General features: G+C 67.5%; 13 protein-coding genes and 2 pseudogenes. 5 read left to right on the top strand and 10 right to left on the bottom strand.

Annotated features, from left to right (window positions below):
• Window positions 1–435: pseudogene (locus tag HMPREF0975_RS09695) on the bottom strand (glycosyltransferase WbuB); the annotation flags it as partial.
• Complete coding sequence (locus HMPREF0975_RS09690) at window positions 432–1,580, bottom strand: glycosyltransferase (RefSeq protein WP_009233981.1); 1,149 nt, start codon at window positions 1,578–1,580, stop codon at window positions 432–434. The gene HMPREF0975_RS09690 and the pseudogene HMPREF0975_RS09695, both read right to left, overlap by 4 nt.
• 282 nt (window positions 1,581–1,862) lie before the next feature.
• On the opposite strand from HMPREF0975_RS09690, the gene HMPREF0975_RS09685 reads away from it, so the two are divergent.
• Window positions 1,863–3,590, top strand: a complete 1,728-nt coding sequence (locus HMPREF0975_RS09685; protein WP_009233980.1) for an asparagine synthase-related protein — start codon at window positions 1,863–1,865, stop codon at window positions 3,588–3,590.
• Between the two features lie 64 nt (window positions 3,591–3,654).
• Here the strand turns inward: HMPREF0975_RS09685 and HMPREF0975_RS09680 are convergent, their stop codons facing one another.
• Window positions 3,655–4,788 (bottom strand): glycosyltransferase family 4 protein, encoded by a 1,134-nt coding sequence (locus HMPREF0975_RS09680; protein WP_009233979.1) that lies wholly within the window; start codon window positions 4,786–4,788, stop codon window positions 3,655–3,657.
• 119 nt (window positions 4,789–4,907) lie between these two features.
• Between HMPREF0975_RS09680 and wecB the strand changes: the two genes are divergently transcribed.
• Window positions 4,908–5,990, top strand: coding sequence for a non-hydrolyzing UDP-N-acetylglucosamine 2-epimerase (gene wecB / locus HMPREF0975_RS09675; RefSeq protein WP_009233978.1), 1,083 nt, complete (start codon window positions 4,908–4,910; stop codon window positions 5,988–5,990).
• Window positions 5,991–6,270: 280 nt separating this feature from the next.
• Here the strand turns inward: wecB and HMPREF0975_RS15635 are convergent, their stop codons facing one another.
• The 6 genes and pseudogenes from HMPREF0975_RS15635 to HMPREF0975_RS09650 form a co-directional block, all read right to left on the bottom strand.
• Window positions 6,271–7,734: a hypothetical protein gene (locus HMPREF0975_RS15635; RefSeq protein WP_009233977.1), complete on the bottom strand. Its 1,464-nt coding sequence runs from the start codon at window positions 7,732–7,734 to the stop codon at window positions 6,271–6,273.
• A gap of 360 nt (window positions 7,735–8,094) precedes the next feature.
• Window positions 8,095–9,423, bottom strand: a complete 1,329-nt coding sequence (locus tag HMPREF0975_RS09670) for a glycosyltransferase (protein WP_009233976.1) — start codon at window positions 9,421–9,423, stop codon at window positions 8,095–8,097.
• A 79-nt stretch (window positions 9,424–9,502) separates the two neighbouring features.
• Window positions 9,503–10,855: a lipopolysaccharide biosynthesis protein gene (locus tag HMPREF0975_RS09665; protein ID WP_049939756.1), complete on the bottom strand. Its 1,353-nt coding sequence runs from the start codon at window positions 10,853–10,855 to the stop codon at window positions 9,503–9,505.
• Between the two features lie 59 nt (window positions 10,856–10,914).
• Entirely contained in the window at window positions 10,915–11,985 is a 1,071-nt protein-coding gene (locus HMPREF0975_RS09660; protein WP_009233974.1) for a Gfo/Idh/MocA family protein, read from the bottom strand.
• A gap of 1 nt (window position 11,986) precedes the next feature.
• Window positions 11,987–13,120: a DegT/DnrJ/EryC1/StrS family aminotransferase gene (locus tag HMPREF0975_RS09655; RefSeq protein ID WP_009233973.1), complete on the bottom strand. Its 1,134-nt coding sequence runs from the start codon at window positions 13,118–13,120 to the stop codon at window positions 11,987–11,989.
• Window positions 13,120–13,744: pseudogene (locus HMPREF0975_RS09650) on the bottom strand (acyltransferase). The gene HMPREF0975_RS09655 and the pseudogene HMPREF0975_RS09650 overlap by 1 nt, the downstream one beginning before the upstream one ends.
• Before the next feature lie 253 nt (window positions 13,745–13,997).
• Here HMPREF0975_RS09650 and HMPREF0975_RS09645 point away from each other — a divergent pair.
• Entirely contained in the window at window positions 13,998–14,714 is a 717-nt protein-coding gene (locus HMPREF0975_RS09645) for a glycosyltransferase family 2 protein (RefSeq protein WP_009233971.1), read from the top strand.
• A gap of 37 nt (window positions 14,715–14,751) precedes the next feature.
• A complete protein-coding gene (locus tag HMPREF0975_RS09640) occupies window positions 14,752–15,177 on the top strand; it encodes a DUF2304 domain-containing protein (RefSeq protein ID WP_009233970.1) in 426 nt (141 codons plus the stop codon).
• 12 nt (window positions 15,178–15,189) lie between these two features.
• Here the strand turns inward: HMPREF0975_RS09640 and HMPREF0975_RS09635 are convergent, their stop codons facing one another.
• On the bottom strand, window positions 15,190–16,029 hold the full coding sequence (locus HMPREF0975_RS09635; RefSeq protein WP_039892923.1) for a glycosyltransferase family 2 protein: 840 nt from the start codon (window positions 16,027–16,029) through the stop codon (window positions 15,190–15,192).
• Between the two features lie 331 nt (window positions 16,030–16,360).
• Here HMPREF0975_RS09635 and HMPREF0975_RS09630 point away from each other — a divergent pair, with 331 nt between their 5' ends.
• A complete protein-coding gene (locus HMPREF0975_RS09630; RefSeq protein ID WP_009233968.1) occupies window positions 16,361–17,626 on the top strand; it encodes an LCP family protein in 1,266 nt (421 codons plus the stop codon).
• Window positions 17,627–18,009 lie beyond the last annotated feature (383 nt).

The following is an 18,009-nucleotide window of genomic DNA, read 5'->3' as shown; positions in this document are numbered from 1 at the left end:
GCGCGGTGGAGGCGGCGCGTCGGACCACACGTCGGGGGCGTACCAGACGTAGGGCAGGCGGCGCAGGGCGCAGATGGTGCGCGCCACCACGCCGGTGGTGGGCGGTGGCTCGACCAGGACGATATCGGGTCGGGAGGCCAGCCCCAGACGCAGCGCCAGAGGCATGTCGAAAGAGAGATAGGGTAGGTATCCGCGCAGGTATCCGCTGGCATCCCGCAGGGCCGGCCAGCGCGAGACGCGCACGCCCTGCGGGTCGTCGATCTGCGGGGCGGGTTGCCCGTCGCGCCCGGGCACGGTCGTGGTCAGGACCCGCACCGGCACGCCGTGACGGGCCAGGGCGCGTTCGACGCCATCGAGGCGGAAGGAGGCGGCGGCGGCCTCAGGCAGGTGGATGCGGGTGGCCAGTAGCGCCCCGCCTCGTGGGAACCGGGTCATGGCTTCCTCTCTGTTGCGCCCAGCACGTGGGCGACAGTGCGGGCCCGGGCCTGCCAGGTCTGTCCGGGCAGGACCCGACGCATACGGCGGCGCACCGCCTCGATCTCCCCAGGAGCCTGCCGCAGGCGGCGCAGCAGGTCGCTCAGGGCACCGGCGTCATAATCCAGGACCCAGCCGATCCCCATCTCCTCGACGAGTCGGCCGGTCTGGGTCCCGCGCACGGCGATGACGGGCAGCTCATGGGCCAGGTACTCGTAGAGCTTGTAGGGGACGGCGAAATCCCAGTAGGGGTTGGGCTCGGTGAACAGGACCCCGAGGTCTGCCCGCCGGTACAGGGGCTCCAGCTCGGCCCCCGAGCGGTGGACGACCTGCGCCCTGCCCGCCGGCAGGAGCGGGCCGTAGTGGTCGCGGCTGGCCTCCCAGGTCTCCTGGCGCACGCACAGGGTGATGCGGGTCCCGGGCGTGGAGGTCACGGCCCGGAGGCAGGCGTCCATCCGGTAGTTGTCCTGCAGGACGCCGACGAAGAGCAGCTCGAGGCCGCCTCCATCGTCACCATCATCATCACCGTCATCGTCCTGGCCGCGCGCGCCGCGGGGCTCGACATCGGGTGCCCCGGGCGGCAGAGGACTCATGCGGGCCGGGTCCACGTGGGGGACATGGCGGGCCATGGCCTGACTGGGCAGGAAGAGGTGGAGGCCCACCCTCTCGAAGGCCATGAGCTCGCTGCGGTAGGCGGCCTGGAGCCCGGCCTCCAGGATCGGATTGATGCCTTCGCGGAAACGGGGAAAGCGCCAGTAGACGTCGCGGTAGAAGACGCCTACGGGCACGCCGGAGCGCTGGCAGTGGTGGAAGAAGGCGGCGTCGAGGGCGGGGTGAACGGGGAGGTGACGTGGCTCGGTCAGCGCGTTGGGAATGGTCGCGTTCTCGCTGTAGACGAACTCGATCCCGGCTCCTGCGGCGATTGCCGCTCGCACCCGGGCCATCGCCCGACGTCGCTGCGCGGCGTAACCGGTGACGTCCATGACCCGGTAGCCGAGATCCGCGAAGGCCCGCCGCATCGCCAGGGGACGCAGCATGGAGGCGGCCACCCGATCCGGCTGAAGCGGAAAAGGAGCGTGGAAGACCATGAGCTTGTCTGCGCTCATGACGTCACCTCCGTCTTGTGCATGGGTCCCGGCGACCCACAGTGGGTAGGACTTCCGACCCGCAGGATGCTGAGCGATCATCTCACGCCTCACGAGAACCGATGAGGCGCTTCTCTATTGTCGGACAACGCTGAAGCCCAGTGGAATCCGCTGGGCGTCATCCGCGTCACGTGTCACAACTGTGACACACTGAGCGCCGGCAGACGGCGTAGGCACACCGGGCCGCCGAGGCTACTCGGCGCCGCTGACCGATCAGAGGATTTCAAGGGATTGAGGGCAACGGTGAGTGTTATCGACGTCGAGCTTCGGCTGACGAGTCCGCAGTGGCAGCAGACCGTGCCGTCGGGCGACACCACCGAGTCCCTGTGGGTGCGTTGCGACACACCCTGCCCTGATCCGACCGATCCGAAGGTCCTCGTCTCCCACCCCGGGCGTCTGACCGCCATCCGGATCAGCGACGATGAGGTGGTTCTAGCTCAGGATCGGCTGCGCTCCTGGCCCCTGTTCTGGGCCCTTGAGAACAGGGCCGACGGCGGCCGGCGGCTTGTCGTCAGCGATAACGCCACCGCCATGCGCGGGGCACTGAGCGCCCCCCGGCTGGATCCGCGAGCCCGCCGGGAGTTTCTGGACGCCGGTTTCGTCTCCGGCACCGACACGCTGCTGGTCGGCGTCCACCAGACCGAGCAGGGCGCGATCGTGCGCATCGACCGCGCCACTGGCCGGGTCCGCGCGGTCGACTACGCCCTGGCGCGGTTCTGCGAGGAGTCCGACATGGTCACCGACCCCGAGGAGTTCTCTGACCTGCTGCTCGCGGCGCTCGACGCCGGCATGGGCCGGGTTCTGGAGGACTTGTCGGACCGGCCGGGCTCGCCGCGACTCGTGCTGCCTCTGTCGGGCGGGCTGGACTCGCGGCTGCTGGTGGCGTGGCTGACGCTTCACGGCGCCCTGGACAGGGCGGTGGCCTTCACCTATGGGCGTCCCGGAACACGGGAGGTCGAGGTCTCGCGCAAGGTGGCTGAGGCGGTGGGCCTGGAGTGGCACGCCGTCGACTACGTCCCCGCCGAGCTGCGCGAGGCCTGGCAGACACAGGACGCGGCCGATTTCCTGGAGTACAGCTACGCCCTGGGGGCGCTGCCGCACGTGCAGGACTGGTACGCCCTGCGCAACCTCCTGGAGCAAGGCGTGGTGCGTCCGGGCGACGTCGTCCTGCCGGGGCACACGATCGTGGGCAACATGCACGACGAGCACCTCCTGGAGGAGCCGCACGTCACCCGCGGTCGGGTGGCCAAGGCGATCCTCATTCACCACCAGGAGCTCCAGGGGGACCAACGGCGCGCCTACGCCGACCCCTACCGGGCCGCCAAGGTCCGCGCCTTCCTGGCTCTGCGGCCCTTCACCGGCAGCCCTCGAGACGTGCAGAGCATCCTGGAGTCCTACAACGTTCGCGAGCGCCAAACCAAGTACATCAACAACTCCATGCGCGCCTATGAGCACCTGGGGCTGGAGTGGGCGCTGCCCATGCTGGACGCGGAGTTCTGGGACGCCTGGCACCGCGGCGCCGTGGAGCTGACGGCCACGCGGGACTTCTACGCGGTCTTCATCGGGCGCCTGTGGGCCCGGGCGACCGCACTGGCCGCCGGGACTGAGGCGGACGCCGCCGAGCGCGCCGACCGCGCCGAAGAGGCGGACCTGCCCTACTTCGCCGCCACCGAGGTCAGCGAAGAGACGCGCTCGCGGCTCAAGACCGCGCTGTCGCGCCTGCATCTGCTGGGCCTGGCCGAGCGCACCTTCTCGGCGTGGGCGACACTGCACTCGACTATGGCCTTCGAGGCGTTCATCACCGATGCCTCTCTACCGGTGGCGGCCGCCCAGCTCATGGGCGGGCGCAAGCTCCTGGGCTTCTGGACGCGCGCCTTCGTGAACGACACCTGGTGCCGGCGGTGCCGGCTGTTCACCGACCTGCCCGTGGCCACTCCCGCCGAGCTAGAGGCGATGGCCCCGGAGGAGTGAACCGACGTTTTCTTCATAGACGACGCGGCTACGTGTCGTCTATGAAGAAAACGTCGATGTGCGATCAGTGTGTGAGAGAACCACCGGCGACCTCCTCGTGGAGGCGGCGGTAGGCGGCGCCCACCTGAGCCGAGGAGAAGCTGTCCCCAATGGTGGCGGCGATGGCGGCCGCACCACGGGGGGCGAGACGCTCCACAGTCTCGACGACGGCGTCGGCCCACTGCCGGCTGCCGGCTCCCAGGGGCAGGACCGTGCCGTTGGCATCGGTGACGTACTCGGTCTGGCCCCCGGCGTCGGAGACGACGACGGGCCGCCCGCTCGTGATGGCCTCGGCCGCCGAGACGAAGAAGTTGTCTCCGCGGGTGGGGCCGATGAAGACGTCGGCGCGGGCGAGCTCGGCGCGCACGCCCGCGGCGTCGAGGTTGCCAGTCAGGCGGGTGCGCTCACCCAGGGCGGGGTCGGCGGCCAGACGCTCCTCAATGTCGGCGCGCAGCGGCCCCTCCCCCACGAAGGTCATCGTGGCCGGGACTCCCCGGGCGGTCAGCTCGGCCAGGACGTCGAGGCAGGCCATGGGGTCCTTGCGCTCCACGAGTCCGCCGACGGTGACCATGTTGATGCCGCCGGTGTCCTTGCCGCCGGGCGGCTCGGTCACCGCGTCCTGGGGCTCGACGATGCAGGGGACGACCGCGGTGGGCAGGCCGCGCCGCAGGGCGCGGATCGGGGCGGCCAGGTACTCGCAGACGGCGGTCACCAGGTCGGGGCGGGCCAGGCCGTGGCCGACGACGGGGATCGCGGCGCGCAGGGCGGGGCCGAGTGTGTCGGGGTTGGTCAGGCCGGACCAGTGCTCGGTGTGCACCCAGGGCAGGGTCAGGGCGCGGGCGTGGTCTAGGGCGGTCAGCGGCAGGAGGGAGCTCATCGCCATGGAGTGCAGGACGTCGGCGCCCTCGAGCGCGGGACGGAGCCGGTCGGCGACCCGGGCGACGGACAGCGGGTTGGAGGGCTTCATGGGGATGGACAGGACCCTCATGCCCTCCAGGGTGCGGTGGCGGGCGCCGTCGTCCTGGTGGGGCGGAACCAGGTGGATGATGCGCACGTCCTGTCCGGCGTCGCGGATCGCGGCGCTGTCGCGCAGGACGAAGGAGCCCGAGCTGGGTGCTCGATCGGTGGGGAGCCAGGTGGTGACGACGGTGACGCGCATGTCCCCATGCTAGGGCCTGTCTCGACGCGGGGAGTGCGGCCGTGTGGCATGAGTCCTCTGCTCCTGCACTCTGGTGGCGCGCGGCCGCGCATGGCCGCTGCGGCCCGTAGGATCGGCTCATGCGCGTTGTCTCCGTCGTCGGGGCCCGGCCCCAGTTCGTCAAGCTCGCCCCGGTTGCCCACGCCATGGCTGCGGCCGGGGTGGAGCACGTCATCATCCACACCGGGCAGCACTACGACCCGATGCTCTCCGACGTCTTCTTCACCGACCTGGGTATCCCGGCGCCCGACGTGCACCTGGGCGTGGGCTCGGGCGGGCACGGCGCCCAGACCGGGGCGATGCTCGCTGCGCTCGATGAGGCCCTGCCGCCCCTGTCCGCGGACTGGGTCCTGGTCTACGGGGATACGAACTCGACGCTGGCCGCGGCCCTGGCGGCCGTCAAGCTGCACATCCCGGTGGCCCATCTGGAGGCGGGGCTGCGCTCCTTCAACCGGGCCATGCCCGAGGAGATCAACCGGGTCCTGACAGACCATGCGGCCGACCTACTCCTGACGCCCACCGCGGTGGGGGCAGAACACCTTGCCGCCGAGGGGCTGGCGGGCAGCACCGTCGTCGTCGGCGATGTCATGACCGATGTGCTCCTCCAGGTGCGCGACCGGGTCTCGGGCTCCCCCAGCCCGGTCATGGAGGAGCTCTCGCTGGCTGAAGGCTCCTACTCCCTGGCCACGATCCACCGGGCTGAGAACACCGACGACGCCGGACGCCTGGAGGCCGTCCTGGACTCCCTGGCCCGGGTGGACCATCCCGTCGTCATCCTGGCCCACCCGCGCCTGGTGGCCAAGTGCGCCGAGCACGGCGTGGCCTTGGAGAGCCGGGGGTCGCTGCTGATTCATCCTCCGCTGGCCTATCCCGACCTCATCGCCTCGGCGCTTCATGCCCGCGGGGTCATCACCGACTCCGGTGGCTTGCAGAAGGAGGCTTTCCTCCTGCGGGTGCCGTGCACCACGGTGCGTCCTCAGACCGAGTGGGTGGAGACGGTGGAGCTGGGGTGGAACCGGCTGGTCGAGCCCGGTGAGGCGCTGGTGGAGGCGGCCTCGCGGCCGCGGCCGACCGAGCCCCGGGAGGCCGATGCGCACCCCTACGGCGACGGTCACGCCGCCGAGCGCGTCGTTGCAGAACTCACCGCCCACCTGCCCGGCTGACGGCCGGGGCCGACGGCGCACAGCGGGAACTCTCCCGGAGCACACTGGAGCCGGACGGCCGAGTTTGGGTTTTTGCATATTTCTGTATGCCTCGAGAACTGCGATTTATTGTGGGGACGTACTTTCATCATTGGTTACTGCTGACCGACATCAGTCACCAACATCAAAAAGTTGCGTTCCCAAGCTTTTCACCAAACATCGTAGAGTCTGAAACACAACACCAGATCATGCAGACAATCACGTTGTCACAAAATTTGCTTCTCGCCTATCCAGCCGACCACTAAGGCTGCTTGTTCACAAGACACACTTGCCGTGCGACAATACCGTCCAGAAATTTCTGAAACGAAACCACAGGCAGCATTAATCCGATATTTGAAAATAAATAGAATCTCAGAAAAACATTTCCTCTGATGGATCCCTCCACAACATATCCCTGAGGAATCACTAAATCAGCGACAACTGCGAGCTCATCGGAAACCTGAGCAGCATTATTTCTATATGAGAAAGTCGATTCTTTACTTAGAAGTAACCTCTGGTCAACTTCAGCACTCATCGCATCACGCAAACCAGACACATTCTCAAGACATCCACGAATTTTCGAAATTTTATTTTCGCGCGGTTTTATTGTTAACGATAAATATATTCTTACAATCCACCAGAATAACAACAGGAGACCTATCGTGACCAAAATAGTAGAACGAGAAACCACTACAAAAAAAGCAATCCAAGCCATTATCGAAGCAGCAAACCCTTGCATGCACATAATGACTGCATCAAAATTTATCCTTCCCACAGAAACGAAACTTGCCTTCACGTTAACAGCCACCAGCACTGCAAATTCAACGCCCAATGCCACCAACAGCAAACATGCATACACCCCAACAACGACCAGCACGGCTTTATATTTAACTTCGGAAGCTAGGTACCTTTGAATTAATGCTGCAAATAAAACCATCACCGCCACAACAACTCCACGATATCTACCAACAAAACACCTCAATCCCTTAATCTGTTTCGACAGAAATATTCTCGATGCCCCATAGAGGAAATGATATTCTCCACTAAGAACACCCTCACTGCCATTCCTACACCTCCACTCCGCAAGATTAGCCAACCGAATTAGGGTCCGCGCATAGCCACTTATCTTCCCAGCATCACTCTTTAAAAACAATGCAGGCCACACAGAGACAAACAAATACAACACAAGTAGGATAAAAAAATACATCATCGACACCCCCTTCCAATTTTTTGCCGCAACCACGAAACCCCAGCACACCACAATAACCCCGTACATACCGCAAAGCTGTAGCATCAGAAACATCGCAACATCTTCACAAGCAGAATTATCCAATACTTCCTGCAGCCAAGCACGATGCATCTGCACACCACCAGGAAGCTCCCGCATCGGCCAGAACATATTTCGCAGAGAAACAATCAACAAGGCCACTGCCGCTAAGAGAGAAAGCAGGGTCGAGAAGACAACACCATAGCCACTCTCTCCGATACACTTAAATAAATCTCTATACATCTTGAATATTTTTAACGGATTCGAATTAAAATCAGATTCAAGGCTGGCCCATAACTTCGGCCTCAACATCAGATGCGCGAAAACAGCCACAACGCACCACCACACCGTAGCCAGGAAAGTGGCCAACATACTTCCAAAGACCCCTGGCTTACGGGAAGACTTGAATGAACGAAACGGAGCGCTCTGCTTACCAGACAACACATCTTTGTCCACCATGCGTCATTTGTATCACCAGCACAAAGTCCAATCAACCTTGAAATAGAAACACCCTCAGAGCCCTCAGCAGAACTCGCTCGTCGATTCAACTATTGAAGGAGGTTTATTCACAGGATTCGCGGTCGGTTCCACCGTCCTCCTGTGACGCACGAGCGACTCGGTGTCCACACAGCGGATATAAGCGCCACAGTTACGTCATAGCACACACGAGAACCGCAGGATTCTAAGGCCTCCTCTGGGACACACTCTGACCGTGGAGTCAGTCATGTCCGCTGCGTGGACACCGAGCCGCTGACACACCGCAGGAGAACGGCAGATCCGACGACGGACCTCATGAATAGCCCTCGAGGCACTCTGAATTCAGCCCTCGAGGGCGATGAGGCCGTCGACGAATTCGCGGTACTGGCGCTGGGCGTCGGACATCTCGGCCCAGGTGGCGTGCGCGTCCTGGCTCATGGCCTTGTATTCCGCGTCGCCGAGATCCATGACAGACTCGATGGCGTCAGCGATCTGCTCGGCGGTGGTCTCCACCGGGATGAGTCGGCCGTTCTCGCGGTCGTGAACGATCTCCCCGGTTCCCCCGGCGGCCGTGGCCACCACCGGCAGCCCCGCCGCCTGGGCCTCCATGACAGCCACCGGCACGCCCTCGCCGTCGGAGCAGTTGAGGAAGCAGGAGAAGTCCGTCGTCGCATAGAGCTCACGGACCTCGGTGTTGGTCAGGTGCCCGGTAAAGGTGACCGGGGTCGAGTCGATCCTCTCCTTGGCCCGGGCCCGCATGGCGGCCAGGCGCTCGTCGTCGAACTCGCCGATATGGGTCCAGGTGACCTTCCGGCCGCGCTTCTCCAGCTCGGCGACGGCATCCACGATGAGGTGGACCCGTTTGTAGGGCGCCATGTGCGAGCAGGAGACAAGCTGGAAGGGCTCAGTCCGATGCCGCTCGTGGCGCGGTGCGGCCGGCACGCCCAGGCGGCGCACCTCGATGGTGTCCGCCTTCGGGAAGCGGCGACGCAGGAAGCCGGCCGCGTACTGCGAGATCGGGTAGACCCGGTCCACGGCCCGCATGACGAAGCGGCGCGAGGGGACGTAGCCGCGCGGTGCGTCGGCCTCGTCGACGTCGTAGGCGTGCGCCCGGGAGACGACCTTGACCGGTCTCCCCCTCAGCTCGCGGCGCCGCAGCATCCCGCCCAGAGCCGCCCCAGTGAAGAACCAGTAGGAGTAGATGGTCAGGTGACCTGCCCGCTCCAGGCCGAGGCCCGGCAGGAGCCGGCGCATCCGGCTGCAGGCGCTCAGGGCGATCGCCGCGAAGCGCACATCCATCCCGAAGCGCCCGAAGCTCTTCCACGGCGGTGTCTCCACCATCCGCTCCCGTCCCAGCAGGATCTGCGGGGCGCGCAGAATCGCGTGGAAGCGCCAGTCGGGTAGCCGGGAGGCCGGAAGCAGGGCACAGCGGGCGTTGGCCGGCAGCGCGCGGGTCTGACGGGCCCCCTCGCTCAGGCGAACCGGGACGACGACGACCTCGTCGTAGGCGGCGCACAGCGTCTCGATCTCCTGTTCGAGGAACTCCTCCCCCACCTCGTAGGGGTAGAAATCGGTGAGCAGGAGCAGACTGCGGGGGCCCTGTCGGCCGCTTCGACCGGTGGACGCACCAGTCGACTCCGTCCCGGATCTGCGGGGCGTGGTGGACGTCATCTCTCGCGTTTCCTTCCGGTTCGGCGGTTCCGGTCACGATCGGGCGCTGCCGCCCGATACCAGTGTGCCCGACGCGTCTTCAGCTCACGTCGCCTTCCGCCCCTCCGGAGGCGGCCGACGACGCGGCATCCTCCTGCCCGTCCTGGCGACTCTTGCGCTCCTCCCGGCTCTTGGACTCCTGGAAGCCGCCCACGCGCTCGCCGGCGTCGAACTGCTTGGCGGCGTGGTCCGCCAGAGCGGTGTTGGCCACCAGCAGTCCAGCCATCATTGCGCCCAGGACGTAGCAGGTGGCCAGCAGGTCCAGCGGGGACCAGTACAGCCAGGCCAGGGGCAGCGCCGTGTAGAAGACGTTGAACCCCAGCATCCAGTCCTGGTGCTCGGTGACGATGAAGAGATTCGAAATCGGAGAGGTGATGAGCATCATGAAAAGCCAGGGGGTCAGCGCGCGGGCGAAGCTCCCGGACTCGGCCCACTGCGCTCCGAACAGCAGCGGGAAGAACCACGGCGAAAGTGCGTAGATGAGCGCGAAGGGGAGGATCCCGATGAGCACCGCACGTCTAATGGTGACCCGGACCAGCGGGCGCATCTGCCCGGGCTCGATCGTGGAGAGCTTCTGGAAGAACACCCTGGCCACGGCGCCGTTGATGAGAATGAGCGGGGCATCGAGCACCCCCCACGCCATCTGGAACTGTCCCAGGGAGGCGACCGAGTAGCCCGAGATGAGCAGGGCGATGCCGTTGGTCCGCAGCGCATCGCCCAGGGCGTTAGGTCCGTTGAGCAGCGGCATGCGCCGGTAGCGGCGGGCCGCCCAGCGCAGGGAGGGCGCGTCCTCGGGGAGTCGGCGCCACAGGACTCTGGCCTGGCGTCCCAGGTTGGCGAAGGCGAAGAGCTGGCCCGCCGTGTGCCCGAGCACCAGCCCGGGCATCCCTCCCAGGCCCGCCACGCCGAGGATGAACTGGCCCCCGGTCAGGCCGATCTGCTGCTCGGCCTGGTTGACCGCGATCGTGCGGTAGTCGCTGTTGCGGTTGAACCAGTACTTGAACAGCTCCACGCCGGACATGAGGAAGGTGGTCAGCCCCACCAGGGGCATCCACAGGGCCACCTCGTGCCCCCACTGCCGGGCGATGACGCCGTTGAGCGGGAAGGAGGCCGCCGTGGCCAGCAGCGAGACCACGGTCAGGCACACCATGCCCAGGCGGGCCACGCTCAGCGCCTCGGTCTCCCGCTTGGGCAGCATGATCGCCATGTCATAGCGCAGCGCGGCAACCGCCACCAGGATCGAGGCCACCGAGATATAGGTGCCCAACAGCCCCATGTCATGAGGGGTGTAGACCCGGGCCAGGACGATCTTCATGAGGAAGGTGACGCCCTGGGCCACCGCCGTGCCCGTCACCAGCGTCAGGACGTGGCGCAGGAACGGCGAGGAGTCCATGACCGAGCGGACCCGGGCGAGCAGCCCCGCCACGGGCCCCACCGGTGCGGCCGAGCGGTTCAGAGCTCGACCGTCCGGTTCTCGCTCGCCGAGGTCAGGACCGCCTCGACGACGTCGAGCGTGGCCACGCCCTCGGCCATGGTGACGTGGCGCTGGGACACGCCGCGCACGGCGTCGCGGAAGCTCTCCTGCTCCAGGGCCAGCGGCTCGCGCTTGGGGATCGCGTAGCGGATGACGTCGCCCTCGCTGACCCCCCGGAAGACGGCGACCTGGTCCCAGGTGGAGGCCACGGTGCCGTTGGCGTGGAAGGTGAGGTCGCCGGTGAGGGTGTCGGCCACGAAGGCGCCCTTCTCCCCGGTGACGATCGTGATGCGCTCTTTGAAGGGGGTGAGCCAGTTGACCTGGTGGCTGACGACGATGCCGCCCTCCAACAGTCCGGTGGCCACCATCATGTCCTCGGTCTGGCGGCCGGAGCGGTGCGTGACCTGCGCGGCCACAGAGGTGTAGCGGGCGCCGGCCACCCAGGCGGTCAGGTCGATGTCGTGGGTGGCCAGGTCCTTGACGACGCCGACGTCGCTGATGCGGGCCGGGAAGGGACCCTGGCGGCGGGTAAGGACCTGGTAGACCTCGCCGAGCTCACCGGCGTCGAGGCGCTCGCGAAGCGCCCGCAGGGCGGGGTTGCAGCGCTCCACGTAGCCCACGGCTCCCACGAGCCCGCGCTCGGCGAAGGCGGCGGCCACGCGGCGGCCGGCGGCGGCGTCGTGGGCGATGGGCTTCTCCACCATGGTGTGGACGCCGGCCTCGGCCAGGGCCAGGGCGACGTCCTCGTGGTAGACGGTGGGCACGGCCACCATGGCGGCATCGAGTCCGGCATCGATGAGGGCGTGGACGTCGGGCAGGACCGGTAGTTCACCCGCCACGCCGAAGCGGTCGCCGCCGGGGTCTGCCACGGCCACGAGCTGCATGCCCTCGGTGGCGCGGATGACCCGGGCGTGGTGGCGCCCCATGGAGCCCAGGCCGATGAGCCCCACGCGCAGGGGGATGTCGGCCGTGCCCTTGTCGGGCAGGTGGTGGGCTTCGGGAAGGCCGGTCGTCGTGGCCAGGCCGTCGAGGGCGACGTTCTCGCACATGTCAGGCACCCGCCTTGACGGTGGCGGCCACGGCCTGGCCGATGCGCTCCAGGTCGGCCTCGTCCAGGGAGGGGTGGACCGGCAGGGACAGGCACTCGCGGGCGGCCTGCTCGGTTCCGGGCAGTTCCAGGCCCTCGGCGTAGTGGGCCAGGGAGGCCAGGCGGTGGTTGGGGATCGGGTAGTAGACGCCGCTGCCCACCTGCCACTCCTCTTTCAGGGCGGTCTGGACGGCGTCGCGCTCGGCGGCCGTGGCCCCCTCCAGGCGGATCGTGTACTGGTGGTAGACGTGCGTGTAGCCCTCGGGGACATGGGGGGTGACGACGCCGGCCACGCCCGCCAGCTCGGCGTTGAGGCGCGCGGCGTTGGCTTGGCGCGCGGCGGTCCAGCCGGCCAGCTTGGTCAGCTGGACGCGGCCGACGGCGGCGGCCACGTCCGTCATGCGGTTGTTGAGGCCCACGAGCTCGTTGGCGTACTGCTGCTCCATGCCCTGGTTGCGGATGAGGCGGCTGCGGCGGGCCAGCTCGGCGTCGGCCGTGGTGATCATGCCGCCCTCGAGGCTGGTCATGTTCTTGGTGGGGTAGAAGGAGAAGGAGCCCCACGCGCCGAAGGTGCCCACGGGCTTGCCGTCGATGGCGGCGCCGTGCGCCTGGGCGCAGTCCTCGAAGACGACCAGGCCATGTCGCTCGGCGATGGCCAGGATCTCGGGCATGTTGGCGGGCAGACCGTAGAGGTGGACCACCTCGATGGCCGCCGTGCGCTCGGTGATGGATGCCTCGACACTGGCCGGATCCAGGGTGAAGGTGACCGGGTCGATGTCGGCGAAGACCGGCACGGCGCCGCTGATGGCCACCGAGTTGCCGGTGGCGGCGAAGGTGAAGGAGGGGACGATGACCTCCGGGGCGCCCCCGGCGCGCGCTGCCAGCCGGCTGGCCAGGGTGGCCACGTGCTGGGCCGAGGTACCGGAGTTGACGGCCACGCACTCGACGCCGTCGACGACCTGGGCGGAGAACTCCTCCTCGAAGGCCTTGACCTGGGGGCCCTGGACCACCATGCCGGAGGCCAGGACGGCATCGACGGCGTCGCGCTCCTCCTGCCCGATGATCGGCTTGGCTGCTGGGATGAACTCGCGTGACATCAGTGGGTGACCTCTCGGATGGTGGTATCGGACTCAGAGCCTGCTTCTTGGTACAGGGTCCCGGAGACGGGGCAGCACCAGCGCGGGGCGCCATCGGGGCCGGCCTCGGCCGGGACCAGCGGCTCGCCGGCCCGCCCCACCCAGCCGATGCGGCGGGCGGGAACTCCGGCGACCAGGGCGTGGGCGGGTACGTCCTTGGTGACGACGGCGCCGGCGGCCACTGTGGCCCAGGCCCCCACGCGCACCCGGGGCCACGCACACGGCGCGGGCCCCGATCGAGGCGCCCTCGTCGATGGTGACCCCCACCGGCTCCCAGTCGGATGCGGACTTGAGGGTCCCGTCGGGATTGACGGCCCGGGGGAAGTGGTCGTTGGTCAGCGTGACGGCCGGGCCGATGAAGACGCCGTCGGCCAGGCGGGCCGGCTCGTAGACGAGGGCGTAGTTCTGCACCTTGCAGTTGTCCCCCATGACCACGCCCTCGCCGATGTAGGCGCCGCGGCCCACGATGCAGTCCCGTCCAAGGACTGCGTGCTCACGGACCTGGGCGAGGTGCCAGATGCTGGTGCCCTCTCCGAGCGCGGCATCCTGGGAGACGTCGGCGGACGGGGCGATTCGGGTAGCCACGGCGACTCCTGTACGGACGGCCCGGGCCGCCCTGACGATCGAGTGAAACCGGTCAACCTGCTGGTTGCCGGGGCCGTGCCACTCCGATCGCCAAGGCGACGGCGGACACTGCACGACCGGGCCCATCCTAGGGGACGCACCCGCCTCAGACGATGCCCGGAGGTGGCTCAAACGAGACCTGCCCCACCGGCGAGCGGGGCTCCGGTCCCCGCAAGACGGACAGCATCCGGAACTGGCGTGCGAGAATGCAGCGGTGACTACCCCCAACGCGACACGGGCCGACGGCCCCGCCCCGGTGCCCCGGGTCACCGACACCTGGCTCGTCATCCCCCTGTACAACGAGGCGACCGTCGTGCGCGAGGTCATCTCCCAGGCCCGCGAGATCTTCCCCTACGTGGTCGCCGTCGACGACGGCTCCAAGGACGACTCCGCTCGCGAGGCCGCCGCCGCGGGGGCCATCGTCGTACGTCACCCGGTCAACCTCGGCCAGGGCGCGGCGCTGCAGACGGGCTTCGCCTACGTCCTGGAGAAGACGAACGCCGACTACATCGTCACCTTCGACGCCGATGGCCAGCACTCCGCGACCGACGCCGCCGCCATGGTCGCGGCGGCTCGCGAAGAAGGACTCGCCGTCGTCCTCGGGTCGCGTTTCCTGGAAGGCCCCTCACCGGTGGGCTGGCTCAAGAGGCTCATCCTGCGCACGGCGGCAGCGGTCAGCTCGCGCACCTCCGGCATGCGGCTGACCGATGCCCACAACGGCCTGCGAGTCATCCGCCGCGACGTCCTGGCGCACCTGGACCTCAAACAGAACCGCATGGCGCACGCCAGCGAGATCATCCGCCAGATCGGCGCCTCCGGACTGCCCTGGCGCGAGTTCCCGGTGCACATCGTCTACACGGACTACTCCCGCTCCAAGGGCCAGTCCCTGTGGAACTCGGTCAACATCCTGGTCGACCTGCTCTTCTCCTGAGCGCTCTCGCCTGGCCACAGTACGGAAGGCACAGTCCATGATTCATCAGATCGTCACCCAGATCGCCCCGACCACGAACCGTCAGTTCTTCATTCAGGCCGCCCTCATCCTGGCGGTGACGGCCGTGGGCTGGATGATGCTGCGCACCCCCGGCGGCGCCCGCCACCAGGCCGGCCGCCGGCTGGCGACTCTGGCTTTCGTGGCCTTCGCCATCTTCACGATCGCCTTCCCCTCGGTGATGACCGCGATTGCGCACCGAGTCGGAGTCGGGCGAGGCACGGACCTGCTGCTGTACGCCATGGTCATCGCCTTCCTGGCGCAGATTCTGTCCTCCTTCCGCCGCAACGGGGCACGCGAGCGTCAGATCACGCACCTGGCCCGGCGCATCGCTCTCGACAACGCCCCCGAGCCGCCCGACGCGGCCAGGCTCTCCCCCGAGCACGCGGCGCCCCGCCGGAAGTGAGTCCCCGTTCGGTCAGTGCCGGGAGGCGAGGACCTCGAGCTCCTCGCGCAGGCGCAGCCCGCCGCAGAGCGCCCAGCGCACAGGCGCCTGCCACGGGGCGTCGTAGACCCCGGACAGGTAGTGGCGGGCAGAGGCGTGGTGGGCGCGGATCATCTTCTCGGGGCGGGCCTTCCAGCTGGCCCCCTGCTCGTGGATGACGACGGAGTCGCGGACCTGCACGTTGAGCCATCCGGCCCGTCCGACCCGCTCCCCCAGGTCCACGTCCTCGAAGAACATGAAGTAGCCGTCGTCGAATCCCCCCAGGCGTCTCCAGGCGGCCGCCGGCAGCAGCAGGCAGGCCCCCGAGAGCCAGCCCACCGTCCGGATGCCGCCGGGGCCGCCCTGCTCGGCGGTGTGGTAGGCCGCGGAGAAGGGATTGGTCGGCCAGACCTTGCCCAGGACGGCGTGGCCTGCGCCCTTGACCAGGGAGGGCAGGGCGCGCCCGGAGGGGTAGACGGTGCCGTCGGTGTTGAGCAGGAGCGGCCCCAGGCAGCCGGCCGCGGGATTCGCCAGACCCGCGTCGATGAGGACGTCGAGGCTGCCCGGTTCCCAGACGAGGTCGGGGTTGGCCACCACGACCCAGTCCTCCTGAAGGTCGGCGGCCGCCAGGTTGGCGCCGGCCCCGTAGCCGAGGTTGGTTCCGTCGCCGACGACGCGGGCCCCGTGGCGCTGGGCGGCGGCGGTGACGACGTCGTGTTCGGTCCCGTTGTCCGCGATGACGACGGTGAGCCTGCGCGCCGTGGCCGCGGCCAGGGAGGCCAGAAAGCGATCGAGCTCCTCACCGGGATTGAAGGCCACTGTGACGACTCGCACGCTCTGCTTATCAGGGGCGGTAGGGAGTGGCGCATCCACGGAGGCCGGACTTAACGGACCTCCCGATTGGCCGATTCCACCAACCGTGCAGCCAGCTTCCCTCCCCTCGACCCGGGCGTCCGACTGAGGAGCGGAGGGCTCCCCTATCGTATTCGGAGAGCCGAGGGACGCGCTCGAAGCGCTGATGGGCGTGGGTTCCACAACATTGGTCACAGAGAGAGCCTAGCGCCGTGACCCACGTGAGAGGCCTCACTCCTCTCAGGCGAATCTCATGCACCAGGTGTAGGGAGACCCATATGGATCTTCCCAATGATTCCCTATCATCGCTTCCGTGCCTCAGCTCAGTAAGCCGCGCGCGCGGCACTCCTCCAAAGAACTCGGACGCCGCCTGGCCCGCCGGCTAGGGCTCAGCGTCCTGGCGGTGTTGCTCTTCGTCGTCTCCGGCGCGGGCTTCGCATGGCACAACATCCAGTCGCGGATCACCTCTTTCAAGATCGAAGGGCTCCTCACCGAGGAGGAGCGACCCGGTACCAAGCCGCCGGACAGCTATGACGGCCGCGCCGTCAATCTTCTGGTGCTGGGCACCGACTCCCGCTCCGGCGACAACAACGTGGATGGTTCCGAAGGCAGTGACGAGGTCTCCGTGGCACGCTCCGACACGGCGCTGATCATGCACATATCAGCCGACCGCAAGCGCGTCGACGCCGTCTCCATCCCCCGCGACACGCTGGTGGACATCCCTGAGTGCAAGAGCCTTGACGGCGAGACCGCCGGCGCTGAGGAGGACGGCCAGTTCAACTCCGCCTTCGCCAACGGAGCCGGCACCGGCAATGACAAGAAGGCCGTCGCATCCGGAGCCGCCTGCACCCTTAAGACCGTGGAGAAGATGACGGACATCCGCATCGACGACTTCGTCGTCGTCGACTTCAACGGACTGTCCAAGGTGGTCGACTCCTTGGGAGGAGTGCACGTACAGGTGGACGAGGCGATCGATGATCCCGACTACACCGGCATGAAGCTCGACGAGGGCTGCCAGAAGCTGGACGGACAGACCGCCCTGCAGTATGCCCGTGTCCGCCACGGCGTCGGCGACGGCTCGGACATCTCCCGTATCTCCCGTCAGCAGAAGCTCATGAACGCCATGGCGTCCAAGGCGCTGTCCAGCAACCTGCTCACCCAGTCCGGCTTCCTGACCAGCACCCTGGAGACCCTCACTACCTCGGAGCACATCGGCCAGATCGGCAACCTGTCGGGCCTGGCCTACTCCGTCCAGGGCGTGGGCATGGACAAGATCAACTTCATCACCATGCCGAACGAGCAGGCAGCCGACGAGAACCGCGTCGTTCCCAGCGAGAACGCCAAGAAGGTCTGGAAGGCAATCAAGGAGGATAAGCCCATTCCGGCAGAGGCCGCGGCACCGGCGGCGACGGATGCGGGCGCCACCGCGGGCGACCAGGCCGCCTCGGAGGAAGGGCCCACCGGGTCCTCGGAGGCCGACGCGGCTACGACGCAGGCCCCGCAGACACAGGCCCCGCAGACGGGCACCTCCTCTCAGCAGCCCACTGCGAAACCAAGCGCCCAGGCGTGCCCCGCCTGAGGCAGGATCGTAGGCGTGACTCCGACAGACGACTCGCTCCCGCCCTCGATCACTCCCGGATCCGGTCGAGGAAGGCCTCCACGTCGGCAGCGTCCCATCGACGCGGTCAACCAGCGCAGCCGCGAACACAGAGAGGCACCCTCTAGCGAGGCCGGCACCGACCCCGCCGGTGGCGCACCGCGCCGCCCGTCTCCGCCAGTGTCCGGGCCGTCGTCGGACCCAGCCCGCCAGCCGCAGCGCCACTCGATCCTGGAGCATCGGGACAGCACCGCGAACACCTCATCACGGTCTGACCAAAGGTCCGCGTCCCAGTCGGCTCAGGCGGCTTCTCAGCAGCCTCCCTCCGTTCAGCCGCGCCAGGCGGGCGCGTCCCGAAACGGCAG

This window comes from Actinomyces sp. oral taxon 849 str. F0330, assembly GCF_000239715.1.
Classification (GTDB): Bacteria; Actinomycetota; Actinomycetes; order Actinomycetales; family Actinomycetaceae; genus Actinomyces; species Actinomyces johnsonii.
Note: the sequence above shows the minus strand (reverse complement) of the source record. Positions and strands in the feature narration are given on the sequence as shown.